The organism is Streptococcus sp. F0441 (assembly GCF_000314775.2).
Taxonomy (GTDB): Bacteria; Bacillota; Bacilli; order Lactobacillales; family Streptococcaceae; genus Streptococcus.
The window spans coordinates 1,216,841-1,235,020 of record NZ_KB373321.1 but is presented as its reverse complement, the minus strand read 5'-3'; the positions used below and the strand labels follow the sequence as shown (position 1 = coordinate 1,235,020).

The 18,180-nt window shown below is 41.0% G+C and carries 16 protein-coding genes; all 16 read left to right on the top strand.

The genetic code is table 11. From position 1 onward, the window contains the following. Nucleotides 1-31: 31 nt before the first annotated feature. The 16 genes from lepA to HMPREF9188_RS05865 all read left to right on the top strand — a co-directional run bounded on the left by lepA (nucleotide 32) and on the right by HMPREF9188_RS05865 (nucleotide 18,158). On the top strand, nucleotides 32-1,855 hold the full coding sequence (lepA, locus tag HMPREF9188_RS05940; RefSeq protein WP_009730246.1) for a translation elongation factor 4: 1,824 nt from the start codon (nucleotides 32-34) through the stop codon (nucleotides 1,853-1,855). Between the two features lie 138 nt (nucleotides 1,856-1,993). Beyond that, complete coding sequence (locus HMPREF9188_RS05935) at nucleotides 1,994-2,617, top strand: hypothetical protein (RefSeq protein WP_000734764.1); 624 nt, start codon at nucleotides 1,994-1,996, stop codon at nucleotides 2,615-2,617. 80 nt (nucleotides 2,618-2,697) lie between these two features. After that, nucleotides 2,698-3,546 carry a DNA-processing protein DprA gene (gene dprA, locus HMPREF9188_RS05930; RefSeq protein ID WP_009730245.1) on the top strand — a complete coding sequence of 283 codons (849 nt, stop codon included), beginning with the start codon at nucleotides 2,698-2,700 and terminating at the stop codon, nucleotides 3,544-3,546. Nucleotides 3,547-3,664: 118 nt separating this feature from the next. Then, nucleotides 3,665-5,752, top strand: coding sequence for a type I DNA topoisomerase (topA, locus tag HMPREF9188_RS05925; protein ID WP_009730244.1), 2,088 nt, complete (start codon nucleotides 3,665-3,667; stop codon nucleotides 5,750-5,752). Nucleotides 5,753-5,859: 107 nt separating this feature from the next. Further along, nucleotides 5,860-6,219: a YbaN family protein gene (locus HMPREF9188_RS05920; RefSeq protein ID WP_009730243.1), complete on the top strand. Its 360-nt coding sequence runs from the start codon at nucleotides 5,860-5,862 to the stop codon at nucleotides 6,217-6,219. A 93-nt stretch (nucleotides 6,220-6,312) separates the two neighbouring features. Then, a complete protein-coding gene (locus HMPREF9188_RS05915; protein WP_009730242.1) occupies nucleotides 6,313-6,945 on the top strand; it encodes a copper homeostasis protein CutC in 633 nt (210 codons plus the stop codon). A 43-nt stretch (nucleotides 6,946-6,988) separates the two neighbouring features. After that, nucleotides 6,989-7,645 (top strand): MmcQ/YjbR family DNA-binding protein, encoded by a 657-nt coding sequence (locus HMPREF9188_RS05910; protein WP_000461562.1) that lies wholly within the window; start codon nucleotides 6,989-6,991, stop codon nucleotides 7,643-7,645. A gap of 314 nt (nucleotides 7,646-7,959) precedes the next feature. After that, the gene (locus HMPREF9188_RS05905) at nucleotides 7,960-9,522 is read left to right on the top strand and encodes a 2-isopropylmalate synthase (protein WP_009730241.1); all 1,563 of its coding nucleotides are present in this window, start codon (nucleotides 7,960-7,962) and stop codon (nucleotides 9,520-9,522) included. 11 nt (nucleotides 9,523-9,533) lie between these two features. Further along, complete coding sequence (leuB, locus tag HMPREF9188_RS05900) at nucleotides 9,534-10,571, top strand: 3-isopropylmalate dehydrogenase (RefSeq protein WP_009730240.1); 1,038 nt, start codon at nucleotides 9,534-9,536, stop codon at nucleotides 10,569-10,571. After that, nucleotides 10,568-10,837 carry a DUF1294 domain-containing protein gene (locus HMPREF9188_RS05895; protein WP_009730239.1) on the top strand — a complete coding sequence of 90 codons (270 nt, stop codon included), beginning with the start codon at nucleotides 10,568-10,570 and terminating at the stop codon, nucleotides 10,835-10,837. The genes leuB and HMPREF9188_RS05895 overlap by 4 nt, the downstream gene beginning before the upstream one ends. Nucleotides 10,838-10,840: 3 nt before the next feature. Beyond that, nucleotides 10,841-12,223, top strand: coding sequence for a 3-isopropylmalate dehydratase large subunit (leuC, locus tag HMPREF9188_RS05890; RefSeq protein ID WP_009730238.1), 1,383 nt, complete (start codon nucleotides 10,841-10,843; stop codon nucleotides 12,221-12,223). A 9-nt stretch (nucleotides 12,224-12,232) separates the two neighbouring features. After that, nucleotides 12,233-12,826, top strand: a complete 594-nt coding sequence (gene leuD / locus HMPREF9188_RS05885; protein ID WP_000410641.1) for a 3-isopropylmalate dehydratase small subunit — start codon at nucleotides 12,233-12,235, stop codon at nucleotides 12,824-12,826. Nucleotides 12,827-12,851: 25 nt separating this feature from the next. Then, nucleotides 12,852-13,631, top strand: a complete 780-nt coding sequence (locus tag HMPREF9188_RS05880) for an L-threonylcarbamoyladenylate synthase (protein ID WP_009730237.1) — start codon at nucleotides 12,852-12,854, stop codon at nucleotides 13,629-13,631. 151 nt (nucleotides 13,632-13,782) lie between these two features. After that, nucleotides 13,783-15,708, top strand: a complete 1,926-nt coding sequence (locus HMPREF9188_RS05875) for an McrB family protein (RefSeq protein WP_009730236.1) — start codon at nucleotides 13,783-13,785, stop codon at nucleotides 15,706-15,708. Further along, nucleotides 15,695-16,999 carry an McrC family protein gene (locus HMPREF9188_RS05870; protein WP_009730235.1) on the top strand — a complete coding sequence of 435 codons (1,305 nt, stop codon included), beginning with the start codon at nucleotides 15,695-15,697 and terminating at the stop codon, nucleotides 16,997-16,999. Before HMPREF9188_RS05875 ends, HMPREF9188_RS05870 begins: the two co-directional genes overlap by 14 nt. Before the next feature lie 172 nt (nucleotides 17,000-17,171). Next, nucleotides 17,172-18,158: a GMP reductase gene (locus HMPREF9188_RS05865; protein WP_000931163.1), complete on the top strand. Its 987-nt coding sequence runs from the start codon at nucleotides 17,172-17,174 to the stop codon at nucleotides 18,156-18,158. The last annotated feature ends 22 nt before the right edge of the window (nucleotides 18,159-18,180 follow it).

The window sequence follows — 18,180 nt, the reverse complement described above, 5'->3', positions numbered from 1 at the left end:
AATTAATAGATACCCTGAAAGGAAGAGCAGCATGAACTTAGAAGAATTAAAGAAACGACAGGAGAAGATTAGAAACTTCTCTATTATCGCCCATATTGACCATGGGAAGTCAACGCTTGCAGACCGAATTTTGGAAAAGACAGAGACGGTTTCAAGCCGTGAAATGCAGGCCCAGCTTCTGGATAGCATGGATCTAGAACGGGAACGTGGGATTACCATTAAACTCAATGCTATCGAGCTCAATTACACTGCAAAAGATGGCGAGACCTATATTTTCCACTTGATTGATACGCCGGGGCACGTGGATTTTACCTATGAAGTGTCGCGTTCGCTAGCGGCCTGTGAAGGAGCGATTTTGGTGGTTGATGCTGCCCAAGGGATTGAAGCTCAAACTCTTGCTAACGTTTATCTAGCCTTGGACAATGATTTGGAAATCTTGCCCGTCATTAACAAGATTGACCTACCGGCAGCCGATCCTGAGCGTGTTCGTACAGAGATTGAGGATGTCATTGGACTGGATGCCAGTGAAGCAGTATTAGCTTCTGCCAAGGCTGGTATCGGGATTGAAGAAATCCTCGAGCAAATCGTAGAAAAAGTGCCAGCACCAACTGGTGATGTTTCAGCTCCATTAAAAGCCTTAATTTTCGACTCGGTCTATGATGCCTACCGCGGGGTTATTCTCCAAGTTCGTGTTATGGACGGAGTGGTTAAACCTGGCGATAAGATTCAGCTTATGAGCAATGGCAAGACCTTTGATGTGACGGAAGTTGGTATTTTCACGCCGAAAGCAGTCGGGCGCGATTTCCTAGCGACAGGTGACGTTGGTTATATTGCGGCTTCTATCAAGACAGTTCAAGACACTCGTGTGGGTGATACAGTTACCTTGGCAACCAATCCTGCGGCAGAGCCATTACATGGCTACAAGCAGATGAATCCTATGGTCTTTGCAGGACTTTACCCAATCGAGTCAAATAAATACAATGACCTTCGTGAAGCCCTAGAAAAATTGCAGCTCAACGATGCCAGCTTGCAGTTTGAACCAGAAACATCTCAGGCGCTTGGATTTGGTTTCCGTTGTGGATTCCTTGGGCTTCTCCATATGGATGTTATCCAAGAACGTTTGGAGCGTGAGTTCAATATTGACCTCATCATGACAGCTCCGTCTGTTATCTATAAGGTTAACCAAACTGACGGTGAGTCTATGGATGTCTCTAACCCATCAGAGTTTCCAGATCCAACCAAGATTGCGACTATTGAAGAACCGTATGTTAAGGCGCAAATCATGGTACCACAGGAGTTTGTTGGAGCAGTAATGGAATTGACTCAACGCAAACGTGGGGACTTTGTGACCATGGACTATATTGATGACAATCGTGTCAATGTTATCTATCAAATCCCACTTGCTGAAATTGTCTTTGACTTTTTTGACAAGCTCAAGTCTTCGACGCGTGGTTATGCAAGCTTTGACTACGAATTGTCAGAGTATCGCCCATCTAAGCTGGTTAAAATGGACATCCTTCTCAATGGAGACAAGGTGGATGCCCTTAGCTTTATCGTCCACAAAGACTTTGCCTATGAACGTGGGAAACTCATCGTTGATAAGCTCAAAAAAATCATCCCTCGTCAACAATTTGAGGTTCCAATTCAAGCAGCAATTGGGCACAAGATTGTGGCCCGTACTGATATCAAGGCCCTTCGTAAGAACGTACTTGCCAAGTGTTACGGTGGTGACGTTTCTCGTAAACGCAAACTCCTTGAAAAACAAAAGGCAGGTAAGAAACGGATGAAAGCTATCGGATCAGTAGAAGTCCCACAAGAAGCCTTCCTTAGCGTCTTAAGCATGGATGAAGAATAGAAATAAAACTCTTGAAGATTATTCAAGAGTTTTTACTTTAAATGAGAGCGAGTAAAATCATCAACTGACAAAATAGATCAGGTTAGAATTTGACAGAAGTTCTTATTTTTCTTATAATGCAGATGGAAAGGTGGTAGGATGAAAAAATTATTAATTTTAGGAACTGTTGTTACTGCTAGTGTTTTTCTAGCTTCATGCTCTAATAAATCGCAAACAGCAACCGAAGAAAGTTCGACTGCGGCTGTTAGTTCTTCTAGCAGTCAGGAAACGAGTAGCTCTAGCTCTACTGTTTCCGAAGCGAAGAAGGAAGAGACTCAAATCATCGGTTCGAATGAATATGGTTTTGTCAAGGTACCCAAATCATGGGTTCGATTCCATGAAGTAGAAGGTGGAAATGATATACAGTATTGCGATGGAACAGATATCAACATTGTTACGCTGAATACCTTCAAGGCTGAGCAGTTTAATATCAGCGAAGAAGAATATGCTAAACTGGATGTTGTGACTGTCTCATCTAGTATTTTAACTTCCAAAGAACAAAGCTCTGATTTCAGTAAGGTTTGGGGCTCCAAATCGACCATTGGAGGTTATGAAGCCTATGTTGTCAATGCAATTGCTAAGTCAGGGAAATACCTCGTTACCTGGGTTTTCCGATCAAATGATGGTAAAATCCGCTATGTTTCACTTGAAGGGGATGGGGAAACTTTAAAAACAATCTTACCGATGGTTGAAAGTAGCTGGTCAACTACTAAATCTGAATAAATGAAAAAAAGAAGATCCTTGGTCTTCTTTTTATTTTTTTACGAATAGATAGATGAGTAGAAAAAGAAATGGAGTTGTATATGAAGATCACAAACTATGAGATTTACAAATTGAGAAAAGCTGGGCTGACAAATCAACAAATTTTAACTGTTCTTGAATACGATGAGACTGTAGATCAGGAGCTCTTGCTAGGTGATATTGCAGAACTATCGGGGTGTCGTAATCCTGCTGTCTTTATGGAACGCTATTTCCAGATAGATGATGCACAGTTGGAGAAGGAGTTCCAAAAATTTCCATCCTTCTCGATTCTTGATGACTGTTATCCTTGGGATTTGAGTGAGATTTATGATGCTCCAGCACTCTTGTTTTATAAAGGGAATCTAGACTTGTTAAAGTTTCCAAAGGTTGCTGTTGTAGGGAGTCGTTCATGTTCTAGTCAAGGAGCAAAGTCTGTTCAGAGGGTCATTCAAGGTTTGGAAAACGAGTTAATCGTGGTCAGTGGTTTGGCCAAAGGGATTGATACGGCTGCTCATATGGCTGCACTCCAAAATGGTGGAAAAACTATTGCAGTGATTGGAACAGGTTTGGATGTGTTTTATCCTAAAGCCAATAAACGTTTGCAAGACTACATTGGCAATGACCATCTGGTTCTCAGTGAATATGGACCTGGCGAGCAACCTCTGAAATTTCATTTTCCAGCTCGAAATCGTATCATAGCAGGACTGTGTCGTGGGGTTATTGTAGCAGAGGCAAGGGTGCGTTCAGGGAGCCTCATCACCTGTGAGCGTGCTATGGAGGAAGGACGTGATGTCTTTGCCATTCCAGGAAACATTTTAGATGGCTATTCAGATGGCTGTCACCACCTGATCCAAGAGGGAGCAAAACTGGTCACAAGTGGTCAGGATGTGCTGGCTGAGTTTGAATTTTAAGGAGAAATTTGTTCACTCAGATAAACTTTTCTTCTTATATATAAGACTTAGGTCTTGACAGCTATAGAAAAATGGTTTACACTTTATAAAGTTTATTACTTTGAAAAGGTGTGATAGTGTGGCTACGGCAACAAAGAAGAAAAAATCAACAGTTAAAAAAAATCTAGTCATCGTAGAGTCGCCTGCTAAGGCGAAAACGATTGAAAAATATCTAGGCAGAAACTACAAGGTTTTAGCCAGTGTCGGGCATATCCGTGATTTGAAGAAATCCAGTATGTCAGTCGACATTGAAAATAACTATGAACCACAGTATATCAATATCCGAGGAAAAGGTCCTCTCATCAATGATCTGAAAAAAGAAGCTAAAAAGGCCAATAAAGTCTTTCTGGCAAGTGACCCGGACCGTGAAGGAGAAGCGATTTCCTGGCATTTGGCTCACATTCTCAACTTGGACGAGAATGATGCCAACCGTGTAGTCTTTAATGAAATTACTAAGGACGCTGTAAAAAATGCCTTTAAAGAACCTCGCAAGATTGATATGGACTTGGTCGACGCCCAACAAGCTCGTCGAGTTTTAGACCGCTTGGTAGGGTATTCGATTTCGCCAATTTTGTGGAAAAAGGTCAAGAAGGGCTTATCAGCAGGACGCGTTCAGTCTGTTGCCCTTAAGCTCATTATTGATCGTGAAAATGAAATCAATGCCTTCCAACCAGAAGAATACTGGACAATTGATGGTGTCTTTAAGAAGGGAACCAAGCAATTTCAAGCTTCTTTCTATGGTATGAATGGCAAAAAGATGAAATTGACCACCAATGAAGAGGTCAAAGAAGTCTTGTCCCATCTAACGAGTAAAGATTATACAGTGGATCAGGTAGATAAGAAGGAGCGCAAACGCAATGCGCCCCTACCTTATACGACCTCAACCATGCAAATGGATGCTGCCAACAAAATCAATTTCCGTACTCGTAAGACCATGATGGTTGCCCAACAGCTCTATGAAGGAATCAATATCGGTACAGGCGTACAAGGTTTGATTACCTATATGCGTACAGACTCGACTCGTATCAGTCCTGTGGCTCAAAATGAAGCGGCAAGCTACATCAACGATCGTTTTGGCAGCAAGTATTCCAAGCATGGTAGCAAGGTCAAAAATGCCTCAGGTGCTCAAGATGCTCACGAAGCCATTCGTCCATCTAGCGTCTTTAATACTCCAGAAAGCATCGCTAAGTACTTGGACAAAGACCAGCTCAAGCTCTATACCCTTATTTGGAACCGTTTTGTAGCGAGCCAGATGACAGGCGCTATCTTTGATACCATGGCTGTCAAGCTCTCTCAAAATGGAGTCCAGTTTGTGGCAAATGGTAGCCAGGTTAAGTTTGATGGTTATCTTGCTATCTACAATGACTCTGACAAAAACAAGATGTTGCCAGATATGGCTGTTGGAGATGTGGTCAAGCAGGTTAATAGCAAGCCAGAACAACATTTCACTCAACCCCCTGCTCGCTATTCGGAAGCGACTCTTATCAAGACCTTGGAAGAAAATGGTGTTGGACGTCCGTCAACCTACGCTCCGACCATTGAAACCATCCAGAAACGCTATTATGTTCGTCTGGCAGCCAAACGATTTGAACCAACTGAGTTGGGAGAAATTGTCAATAAGCTCATCGTTGAATACTTCCCAGATATCGTAAACGTGACCTTCACAGCTGAGATGGAAGGAAAACTGGATGATGTCGAAGTTGGTAAAGAACAGTGGCAACGTGTTATTGACGCCTTTTACAAACCATTCTCTAAAGAAGTAGCCAAGGCTGAATCTGAAATGGAAAAAATCCAGATCAAGGATGAGCCAGCTGGATTTGACTGTGAGGTTTGTGGCAGTCCGATGGTGATTAAGCTCGGTCGTTTTGGTAAATTCTATGCTTGTAGCAATTTCCCTGACTGCCGTCACACACAAGCGATTGTCAAAGAGATTGGAGTCGAGTGTCCAAGCTGCCATCAAGGACAAATCATCGAACGCAAAACCAAGCGCAATCGTATCTTCTATGGTTGCAATCGTTACCCAGAATGTGAATTTACTTCCTGGGACAAACCAATTGGACGAGACTGTCCAAAATGCGGGCATTTCCTTGTGGAGAAAAAGGTCCGTGGTGGTGGTAAACAGGTTGTATGTAGTAATGGCGACTACGAAGAGGAAAAAATTAAATAGAATGCAGAGTCCTGAAAATGAATTTCAGGCTCTTTTTTTGTTGATGCTTGACAAATTTCCTCACTTTGTGGGAAACTAGTAGAAGATTATTTCAATTAGGAGAAGACATGCGTATTATTTACCTTGGTATTGGTTTTATTTCTTTAGCCTTGGCTATTGTTGGGGTAGCCTTGCCCCTCTTGCCAACAACGCCCTTCCTTTTGCTATCGATCGCTTGCTTTTCCAAGTCTTCAAAGCGATTTGAAGACTGGCTGTATCACACCAAGCTCTATCAGACTTATGTTGCTGACTTTCGCGAGACCAAGTCTATCGCGCGTGAACGAAAGAAAAAAATCATCGTATCTATCTATATCTTGATGGGGATTTCTATTTATTTTGCCCCTCTTTTGCCAGTCAAAATCGGTCTGGGAGCCTTGACCATCTTTATCACCTACTATCTCTTTAAAGTCATTCCTGACAAAGAATAGATAAAAATAGTAGGTATTTGCCTTGATAAAAATGAAAGTATATTTAAAATAATATGATATAATAAATTTAAAGAAAAGATCAAGGAGAATCAAATGATTTACGAATTTTGTGCTGAAAATGTGACCTTGCTTGAAAAAGCGATGCAGGCTGGAGCTCGTCGAATCGAACTTTGTGACAATCTAGCAGTAGGAGGAACAACACCTAGCTATGGAGTGACCAAGGCAGCGGTTGAACTGGCATCTAACTACGATACGACCATTATGACTATGATTCGTCCCCGTGGTGGCGATTTTGTCTATACTGATTTTGAAATAGCAATTATGCTGGAAGACATCCGTTTGATTGCGCAGGCTGGAAGTCAAGGAGTCGTTTTTGGAGCATTAACTGCTGATAAGAAGTTGGATAAAGCTAATCTGGAGAAGCTGATTGCCGCATCTAAAGGAATGGAGATTGTCTTCCATATGGCCTTTGATGAATTGAGTGATGAAGAGCAATTAGAGGCCATTGACTGGCTCAGCCAAGCTGGTGTCACTCGTATCTTAACTCGTGCTGGTGTGTCTGGGGACTCGCTAGAGAAACGTTTTGAACACTATCACAGAATTTTGGAACATGCAGCTGGTAAAATTGAAATCTTACCAGGTGGGGGGATTGACTTGGACAACCGTCAAACCTTTATTGACAAGCTGGGCGTGACACAATTGCATGGAACTAAGGTTGTCTTTTAAAAAATAGAAAGGAACTGCTAGCTTTCGGTAGCAGTTTTCACTTATGTTTGAAATTTTTAAATCCTATCAGTTTAATAAAGAAAAAGCTCATGCCTATGGTTTTGTAGAAAATGGGGAAGTCTGGAACTATAGTCGCCAGATTTTGGATGGCGACTTTGTCATGAATGTGTCCATCACAACGGATAATGTGAGTTTTCAGGTCTTTGATAAGGAGACTGGTGACCTCTATCCTCAAGTCCACATGGAAAGCATGAGGGGAAGTTTTGTCGGAAGTGTCCGTGAGGCTTGTTTGGAGATTCTTTACCAGATTCGGAAGGTTTGCTTTGATGTTCAGGATTTTATCTGTCCTCAGACTAAGCGTATCATGACTAAAGTTCAGGAAAAGTATGGTAATCAGTTGGAGTATTTGTGGGAAAAATCGCCTGATACAGCAGTGTTAAGACATGAAGACAATCAAAAGTGGTATGCTGTTGTGATGAGAATCCCATGGGATAAGCTGGAAAAGGGCAGAGAAGGGCTAGTCGAAGCAGTTAACCTTAAACACGACCAAGTAGCCGATTTGCTTTCAAAAAAAGGCATTTATCCAGCCTTTCATATGAACAAACGCTACTGGCTTAGTCTGGCACTTGATGATACTTTGTCAGATGAAATGGTACTGGAATTGATAGAAAGAAGTTGGAACTTATCCGTGAAAAAATAGGGAAATTCGCTTGAGTTTTCAAATGCTTTCAATTAGCAAAATATTCTTTACTGAAGAAATTTTCAGAAAATAATGGATTTTTTCTTGACAAGTGTTTTTAGCTATGCTAGAATACTAGACAAGATATCAAACGAAGGAGAAAGTCAAACATGAAAACAGCTAAGTTTAACCAATTTACTTTGTTGTTGAGGTACTCGGGCTAGTGCAAAAGCATTAGTCCTGTTTGGCTTACCAAGCGGGAGTTAATCAACATCTCGCTTGGGTTTCTAAGCGAGATGTTTTTTTAAAACCACATTTGGAAAAGGGGAAATCATATGCGTAAAGTTGAATTTTTTGATACAAGCCTTCGTGATGGGGAACAAACACCTGGTGTTAACTTCTCAATAAAGGAAAAAGTTTCCATTGCAAGACAGCTGGAGAAATGGGGAATTTCTGTAATTGAAGCTGGTTTTCCGGCTGCTAGTCCAGATTCATTTATAGCCGTTCAAGAAATTGCTAAAACCATGAAAAAAACAGCAGTGACAGGATTAGCTCGTTCTGTAAAATCTGATATTGATGCTTGTTATGAGGCACTTAAGGATGCCAAGTATCCACAAATTCATGTCTTTATCGCTACCAGTCCGATTCACCGCAAGTATAAGCTCAATAAGAGCAAGGAAGAGATTTTAGAAGCTATTAAGGAGCATGTTTCTTATGCACGTTCTAAGTTTGAAATCGTCGAATTCTCTCCTGAAGATGCGACTAGAACAGAGTTGGATTTCCTCTTGCAAGTTGTGCAGACAGCAGTGGACGCTGGGGCAACTTATATCAATATCCCTGACACGGTTGGCTTTACGACTCCAGAAGAGTTTGCACGCATCTTTGATCACTTGACCGAAAATATTAAATCAGATCATAAAGTTGTCTTTGGTGTCCACTGTCACGATGATCTCGGTATGGCAACTGCAAATACTTTGACAGCAATTAAACACGGTGCTGGACGTGTCCAGGGAACTATTAATGGTATCGGTGAACGCGCAGGTAATGTTGCTCTTGAAGAAGTAGCTGTTGCTTTGAAGATTCGTGAGGATTTCTTCCAAGCAACTAGTGATATTGTTTTGGATGAAACAATGAATACGTCAGAAATGGTTTCTCGCTTCTCTGGTATTCCAGTTCCTAAAAACAAGGCCGTCGTTGGTGGCAATGCCTTCTCTCATGAATCTGGTATTCACCAAGATGGAGTCCTTAAAAATCCTCTCACTTATGAGATTATCACACCTGAATTGGTCGGGGTTAAGAGTAATAGTCTTCCGCTTGGTAAATTGTCTGGTCGCCATGCCTTTGTTGAAAAACTAAGAGAACTGGCCCTAGATTATACAGAAGAGGATATCAAACCACTCTTTGCTAAGTTCAAGGCGTTGGCCGATAAGAAACAAGAAATCACAGATGCAGATATTCGAGCTCTGGTCGCTGGTACCATGGTTGAAAACCCAGAAGGCTTCCACTTTGATGATTTACAACTTCAAACTCATGCAGATAATGACATTGAAGCTCTCGTTAGCCTAGCAAATATGGATGGTGAGAAAGTCGAATTCAATGCGACAGGGCAAGGTTCCGTTGAAGCAATCTTTAACGCTATCGATAAATTCTTTAACCAATCTGTCCGCTTGGTGTCCTATACTATTGACGCAGTAACAGATGGTATCGATGCCCAAGCTCGTGTCTTGGTCACTGTTGAAAACAGAGATACCGAAACCATCTTTAACGCAGCAGGTCTTGATTTCGATGTATTGAAGGCTTCCGCTATTGCCTATATCAATGCCAATACCTTTGTTCAAAAAGAGAATGCAGGTGAGATGGGGCGCAGCGTTTCCTACCGAGACATGCCTAGTGTGTAAAGGAGAAGGCTATGACAAAGAAAATAGTAGCTCTAGCAGGGGATGGAATCGGTCCAGAAATCATGGAAGCTGGTTTAGCGGTTCTGGAAGCTCTAGCTTCAAAAACAGGCTTTGACTATGAGATAGACAGACGCCCCTTTGGAGGTGCGGGTATTGATGCTGTGGGGCATCCCTTACCTGGTGAAACCCTCAAGGCATGTAGAGAAGCAGATGCTATTCTCCTTGCGGCTATCGGTAGTCCTCAGTATGATGGGGCAGTGATTCGGCCTGAACAAGGCTTGCTGGCTCTTCGGAAGGAACTCAATCTCTATGCTAATATTCGCCCTGTTAAGATTTTTGACAGTCTCAAGCATTTGTCACCTCTCAAACCGGAACGAATTACTGGTGTAGACTTTGTCGTGGTGCGTGAGTTGACAGGTGGGATTTACTTTGGAGATCATATCCTTGAAGAGCGCAAAGCGCGTGATATCAACGACTACAGCTATGAGGAAGTAGAGCGGATTATTCGCAAGTCCTTTGAAATCGCAAGAAGTCGGAGAAAAATCGTTACTAGTATAGATAAGCAAAATGTTCTAGCGACATCAAAACTCTGGCGCAGAGTAGCTGAGGAAGTTACAGAGGATTTCCCAGATGTAGCTTTGGAACACCAGTTGGTAGACTCAGCTGCTATGCTCATGATTACCAATCCAGCTAAATTTGATGTCATCGTGACAGAGAATCTTTTCGGAGATATCTTATCTGATGAATCAAGCGTTCTATCTGGCACACTTGGTGTTATGCCGTCAGCTAGTCATTCTGAAAAAGGTCCAAGCCTCTACGAACCTATTCATGGTTCGGCACCTGATATTGCAGGTCAAGGAATTGCCAATCCTATCTCTATGATTTTGTCAGTTGCCATGATGCTGAGAGACAGCTTTGGACGTTATGAGGATGCGGAGCGTATCGAGCGTGCTGTTGAAGCTAGTTTAGCGGCTGGCATTTTAACAAGAGATATAGGAGGACAGGCTTCAACCAAGGAAATGACAGAAGCCATCATTGAAAGATTATGAAGATAAATGAAGGAATCACGCTTGTCCTCTTGATTTGGAATTTGCTGATTTTCTTGATTTATGGCATTGACAAATCCAAGGCAAGGAGAGGTTTTTGGCGGATACCAGAGAAAATTCTCTTGACTATAGCACTTGTCTGTGGTGGATTTGGTGCTTGGTTGGCAGGAATCACCTTTCACCATAAGACTCGAAAATGGTATTTTAAAACAGTTTGGTTTCTCGGGATGGTGATCACATTAGTAGCCTTATATTTTATTTGGAGGTAATGGATGGCAGGAAAATCGATTTTTGATAAATTATGGGACCGCCATGTCATCACAGGAGAAGAGGGGCAGCCCCAACTCATGTATGTGGATCAACACTATATTCACGAGGTGACCAGTCCTCAGGCTTTTCAAGGATTGCGAGATACAGGTCGCAGATTGAGACGACCAGACTTGACATTTGGAACCTTTGACCACAATGTCCCGACGGTCAATATCTATGATATTCGAGATGTGATTTCTAAAGCGCAAATTGACAAACTAGCTGAAAATGTTAAGGAGTTTGGGATTGAACATGCAGCCCACGGTTCTGAAAAGCAGGGAATCGTTCACATGGTTGGACCAGAAACTGGAAGAACTCAACCAGGAAAATTCATCGTCTGTGGAGACAGCCATACGGCTACACACGGAGCTTTCGGAGCCATCGCCTTTGGGATTGGGACTAGTGAGGTTGAGCATGTCTTTGCTACCCAGACACTCTGGCAGGTCAAACCCAAGAAAATGTTAGTAGAATTCATTGGAGTTCCTCAAAAAGGAGTTTATTCCAAGGATTACATTCTCGCCTTGATTGCCAAGTACGGTGTCGCCTGTGGTGTTGGCTATGTTGTGGAATATCGTGGGGAAGCGATTGATGCACTGAGCATGGAAGAGCGAATGACCATCTGCAATATGTCCATCGAGTTTGGCTCTAAGATGGGGATCATGAATCCGGATCAGACCACCTATGACTATCTCAAGGGACGAGAATGTGTTCCAGAAGCTTTTGAGGAGGCTGTTTCTGACTGGAAAACCCTTGTCAGTGATGAGGATGCTGTCTATGATAAAGTTATCCAGATGGACGTCTCGGGCTTGGCTCCTATGGTAACCTGGGGAACCAATCCTGCTATGGGGGTTGACTTTGACAGTAGCTTCCCAGAAATTAAGGATATGAATGATGAGCGAGCTTATCATTACATGAACTTGGAGCCTGGTCAAAAGCCAGAGGATATTGAGCTAGGCTATATCTTTATCGGCTCTTGCACCAATGCTCGTCTCAGCGATTTACAACTGGCTGCGCGATTTGTTAAAGGGAAGAAAATTGCTCCCAATCTAACAGCAATCGTAGTACCAGGCTCTCGTCCTGTGAAACGAGCTGCTGAGAAGTTGGGCTTGGATAAGGTTTTCTTAGACGCTGGCTTTGAGTGGAGGGACCCAGGTTGCTCTATGTGCCTAGGGATGAATCCTGACAAGGTCCCTGATGGGGTCCACTGTGCCTCAACCAGTAACCGCAATTTTGAAGACAGACAAGGATTTGGAGCTAAGACCCATCTCTGCAGTCCAGCCATGGCAGCAGCGGCGGCTATCGCAGGGCGCTTCGTAGATGTTCGGCAAATGCCAGAGGTCCAGTAAGGAGAGGATATGGAGAAATTTACAGTTTATACGGGAACGACCGTTCCTCTTATGAATGATAACATTGATACTGACCAAATCCTTCCCAAGCAGTTTCTCAAGTTAATTGATAAGAAAGGCTTTGGTAAGTACCTCATGTATGCTTGGCGTTATCTGGACGATAACTACACAGAGGATCCAGATTTTGTCTTTAACCGACCTGAATATCGTAAAGCCAGTATTCTTATCTCAGGGGACAACTTTGGCGCAGGATCGTCCCGAGAACACGCGGCTTGGGCTCTAGCAGACTACGGTTTTAAGGTCGTGATTGCAGGGTCTTTTGGTGACATTCATTACAATAATGAACTCAATAATGGCATGTTGCCCATTGTTCAGCCTAGGGAGGTTAGAGAAAAGCTAGCCCAACTCAAACCAACCGACCAGGTAACTGTAGACTTGGAACAACAGAAAATCATCTCACCAGTTGGAGAATTCACTTTCGAAATCGATAGTGAATGGAAACACAAGCTATTAAATGGTTTGGATGATATCGGAATTACTTTGCAGTATGAAGACTTGATTGCTGCCTATGAAAAACAACGACCAGCCTACTGGCAGGAATAGAATAAATAGAAAAGGAAATAGAACTATGACAAAACACATTCAATGGACGGGAACACTTTCTCAAGAAGGCTATGACATTTTAAAAGGTGAAGGCGGATGTATCGTTTGCCCTACCAAAGTTGGTTACATCATCATGACGAGCGATAAGGCAGGTCTTGAACGCAAATTTGAAGCTAAAGAGCGTAACCGTAACAAACCAGGTGTTGTACTTTGTGGTAGCATGGACGAGCTTCGTGCTTTAGCACAACTCAATCCTGAAATTGAAGCCTTCTACCAAAAACATTGGAACGAAGACATTCTACTTGGTTGTATTCTTCCTTGGAAACCAGAAGCTTTTAAAAAACTCAAAGCTTACGGGGATGGTCGTGAAGAACTCATGACAGACGTTCGTGGTACTAGCTGTTTTGTCATCAAATTTGGTAAAGCTGGTGAACAACTGGCTGCCAAACTTTGGGAAGAAGGCAAGATGGTTTATGCCTCATCTGCCAACCCATCTGGAAAAGGAAACCGTGGTAAGGTAGAAGGAATCGGAGAACGTATCGAAGGAGCAGTGGACCTTGTCATCGAGGCAGACGACTACGTGGCATCCATCCAACCTGACAAAACAATCGAAACTCGCTACGAGCAAGGCGTGATGGTGTCTATGGTTGATAAAGACGGCAATCTCATCCCAGAACAAGGTGGAGCACGTTCAATCTCACCAGCACCAGTCGTTATCCGTAAAGGGCTTGACATAGATAAAATCATGATGCACCTGTCAGATACCTTTAATTCATGGGACTACCGTCAGGGAGAGTATTATTAAGATAAAAAAGAGTCTAGTGGTATGAGGGAATAAAACCCTCTACTCTAGGCTTTTTCTTTAGAAATTCTTTTCTTTTTATATAGGATATGATATTCTATATATGAAATATATAGTTTTTTATTCGAACATTATTATAAAAGGAGTAAGATTGATGGATAAAAGAAAGGTTAGCTTGGAAGATTTTTATGCTTGGTATCAAGAAAATAAAATAAGATTAAGAGAAGATGCATTTAAATATAGTATTCACAATGAACAATTACGTGAAGAATTTCTTAAAGAATGGCCACTTGATAGAATTTTAACCATGTCTATCGATGAATATGTCATTGGGAAAGGTGCTAAAAGTAATTCTTTTTGCTATGCTCTTGAGACAGGAAAGTACCAATCATTATTTATGGGGATTGGTGGAGGAGGTTCTTCAAAATTTGGTATTTATTGGAATGAGGATACCAAAAGCTATAAGAATCAAGCAAATAAAATCATTCCAGAATCGGAACTAGAAGGCCGATTTAACAAATTAAAATCGGATTTGTATGAGATCATCCAAGCTGGTAGAATGTTGGATTTCAATAATCCTATCTTTGACATGAAACAGTCAAAGAATGAATTTATTAGGCGTTCTGCAGTGGTAACAAAACTACTTTGTATTTATTCTGAGAATCCTTCTTTTTTAGGAGTAAATATGAATAGCCAGAATGAATTTTGGAATAGGTTGATTCCCCAAAGCAATCAAGGAGGGCCCTATCGTCAGAATCATGAGATTTGTAAACTGTTTTCTAAAACATATCCTGAACTAGAATCTTCAATGTTGGGTAGTATTTTATTTGAATATTCAAAAGATTTTATAGACAGTGATAATAAGCAAGGAGAGAAAGAAATGTCTGAACAAAATAATATTCATCATCCCTTGAGTAATATCTTGTTACAATCCAAAAACCTCATCCTCCGTGGTGCTCCTGGCACAGGAAAAACTTATCTTGCTAAAGAAATTGCGGCAGAGCTAACGGGTGGTAATGAAGATCAAATCGGCTTTGTACAGTTTCACCCATCTTATGATTATACGGATTTTGTAGAGGGTTTGAGACCGGTATCAAATGGCGATGGAGCTATTGAGTTTAGGCTACAGGACGGTATTTTTAAAGATTTTTGTCAGAAAGCAAAAGAAGCCCAATTGATTGGAGGACAAGATAATTTTGATGAGGCTTGGGATTCTTACTTAGAATATATAAATGTTGCTGAAGAAAAAGAATATATAACAAAAACATCTTACTTATCTGTTAATAGTAGACAAAATTTGTCAGTAAATTATGATAGTGGTGTTCCAGGATGGTCACTACCTCGCAAATATGTTTACGAGTTGTATAAAGATAAAAATTATAATAAGCAAGAATACTACAAAAGTGGTGGAAAAACTATCCTAGAAACATTGAGAAAGAGATTTGGTTTGAAAGACTATGTTTCCCCAACAGAAATTGACACAGACAAGAAATTCGTTTTCATCATTGATGAAATCAACCGTGGTGAGATTTCTAAGATTTTTGGTGAACTCTTTTTCTCTATTGACCCTGGCTATCGTGGTGAAAAGGGAAGTGTTTCTACCCAGTATGCTAATTTACATGAGACGGATGAAAAGTTTTATATCCCCGAAAATGTTTACATCATCGGAACTATGAATGATATTGATCGTTCGGTGGATACCTTTGATTTTGCTATGCGTCGTCGTTTCCGTTTTGTTGAAGTTATGGCTGAAAGTCAACTTTATATTCTAGATCAAGAACTAGGTGAAGATGCTGAAGAAGCTAAAATCCGACTAAGGAACTTGAATACTGCTATCGAAAATATTCAGGAATTAAACAGTCATTACCATATCGGACCAAGTTATTTCCTTAAATTGAAGGATGTAGATTTTAACTATGAATTACTCTGGTCTGATTATCTCAAACCACTTTTGGAAGATTATTTACGTGGTTCTTATGAGGAATTTGAAACTCTGGAAACATTGAAAAAAGCATTTGAGCTGACAAATAACGAGCGAACAGATCAGCAAGATACTGGTGATGATAATGCGGATAACTGATAATCAGCATAGAATTGCTAAAGAAGATTTTGTCGCAGAATATCCCAAACTAAGTCAAGCACTCCTTGATATAACACTAGATAACCTTTCTAGAGAGGACAGTATTTTTATTTTTCCAAATGATTTGATGAATTCTCCTGATTTAGATAAGGACCAAAAGATTTTGGAAACAGTTAATCAGGAAATCAAGACAGGAAACGTGATTGGTTTTCTTGGATATGGTCAGGAAAGATTAACGATTTCCTCGCGTTTTTCGATTAATGGTGATGACTATTTTTTGCATTATCTTTTACAAAAGGTTCTCAATATGAATCTGACTAGTTTGGATGTTGGACTATCTCAAGAGGATAAACTTTATCAGTTCTTGATTTACCTCTTTCCAAAATATCTGCAAGTAGCTCTCAGAAAAGGTCTGTATAAGGAATACCAAAGATTTTCTCATAACGATAGTCATGTAAAGGGGGTGATAGATGTTGGAAATCATCTTAAGAAAAATCTTCCTTTTATGGGAAATGTTGCCTACACAACGAGGGAGTTCACCTATGATAATCCCCTCATGCAGTTGATTCGGCATACGCTTGAGTACATAAAGACTCAAAAAAGTTTTGGAGCACTACTCGATAGTAATCGTGAAAATATGGCAGAAATCGTGCGAGTAACCCCATCTTATAAACTAGCTGATCGTGCTAAGATTATTCGGGGAAATCAATCTAAACCTATACGTCATGCATACTTTCACGAGTACAGAAAGTTACAAGAACTTTGTCTTATGATCCTAAGCCAAGAAAAGCACGGTCTAGGGTATCAGGAACAAAAAATCCATGGTATTCTTTTTGATGTTTCCTGGCTCTGGGAAGAGTATATTTACACCCTGTTGCCAAAAGATTTCATACATCCACGAAATAAGGATAAGACGGACGGAATTTCAGTATTTTCTAATCGTGAAAGAAAAGTATTTCCAGATTTTTATCATAAAGAGTTAAAAATAGTTCTAGATGCAAAATATAAAAAACTTGAAGATACTGAAAAAGGAATCAACCGTGAGGACTTATTCCAGCTGATTTCCTATTCTTATATTTTAAAAGCTGAGAAAGCTGGACTGATTTTTCCTAGTATGGAGCAGTCAGTAAATAGTGAAATAGGAAAAGTAGCTGGTTATGGAGCTCAAGTGAAGAAGTGGTCTATTCGAATCCCTCAGAATGCCTCATTCTATAGTGCATTTTGTAAAATGATGGAAAATTCAGAAGAAAATTTTAAAGCGATTATTGATGAAGAAGTGGAGAGAAGGTAATCTCTTCACTTTTTTGCTATTTATATAAGTAATTTCCGAACGATATAATGTGATTATTACAAATATTTGACAAAAACTGTACTTTGATTTATAATAAATCAAGGAAACGTCGGAAAAGACGTAGTGATGCGAAGGCATAGGTAGGTCATTACAAAAGAAACGAGACATCGATATGTTAAATGAATTTCCAATTTTTGATTACGAAGATATTCAATTGATTCCCAATAAATGTGTGATTAAAAGCCGTGCAGAGGCGGATACAAGTGTCACACTTGGAAATCACACTTTCAAACTACCTGTTGTGCCAGCAAATATGCAGACGATTTTGGATGAGAACGTAGCAGAACAACTTGCTAAAGGCGGTTACTTTTACATTATGCACCGTTTTGATGAAGCGGGGCGCATTCCTTTTATCAAACGCATGCACGATCAAGGGCTCATTGCTTCCATTTCTGTTGGTGTTAAGGATTACGAGTATGACTTTGTTAGCCAGCTCAAGGCTGATGCTCCGGAATACATCACGATTGACATTGCTCATGGTCATGCGGATAGCGTGATTTCTATGATTCAGCACATCAAGAAGGAATTACCAGATACTTTTGTCATTGCTGGGAATGTTGGGACACCAGAAGCTGTGCGTGAACTGGAAAATGCTGGTGCGGATGCTACCAAGGTTGGAATCGGTCCTGGTAAGGTTTGTATCACCAAGGTCAAGACTGGTTTTGGCACAGGTGGTTGGCAGTTGGCAGCACTTCGCTGGTGTGCTAAAGCGGCTCGCAAACCGATTATTGCTGATGGAGGGATTCGTACTCATGGCGATATTGCCAAGTCTATTCGTTTCGGTGCTAGCATGGTCATGATTGGTTCCCTTTTTGCAGGACATATCGAAAGCCCAGGGAAAACAATTGAAGTCGACGGCGAACAGTTCAAAGAATACTATGGTTCAGCTTCTCAATACCAAAAAGGAGCTTATAAAAATGTGGAAGGAAAACGCATCTTACTTCCTGCCAAAGGACATTTGCAAGATACCCTTACTGAGATGGAGCAGGATCTGCAAAGTGCCATTTCCTACGCAGGTGGACGCAAGGTTGCTGATCTCAAGCACGTTGATTATGTGATTGTGAAAAACTCTATCTGGAATGGTGATGCATCCCACTAATGGACACATACTCCACCCATAA